The following is a 284-nucleotide window of genomic DNA, read 5'->3' on the forward strand; positions in this document are numbered from 1 at the left end:
GGGTGCTACAGGGCTGAGCATGCTCGTCGCGTTGGTTGAGGACGAGGGGAACGACCTCATTCCCCCGCTTGCCCGATCGGCCCTCTTTCTTTTGGTACAGCAATTGCGTGAGGTGCACGAGAAGGTCGGTGAGCTGGACCGACAGATTCACATCTGGCATCGTTCGCACGAGTTGAGCCGTCGCCTCGAAACTATCCCCGGCATCGGTCCGATCACCGCCAGCGCAATCGTTGCGACCGGGACAGATGCTTCCCTGTTCAAATCCGGTCGGCAACTCGCGGCTT

Annotated in this window: 1 protein-coding gene; it reads left to right on the forward strand. The window is 60.2% G+C overall.

The genetic code is table 11. The features are described 5' to 3' along the window. Window positions 1–284, forward strand: a 284-nt coding sequence (locus EN824_RS34800; RefSeq protein ID WP_135933247.1) for a transposase, incomplete at both ends; no start/stop codon positions are given.

The organism is Mesorhizobium sp. M8A.F.Ca.ET.181.01.1.1, assembly GCF_004792025.1.
Lineage (GTDB): Bacteria > Pseudomonadota > Alphaproteobacteria > Rhizobiales > Rhizobiaceae > Mesorhizobium.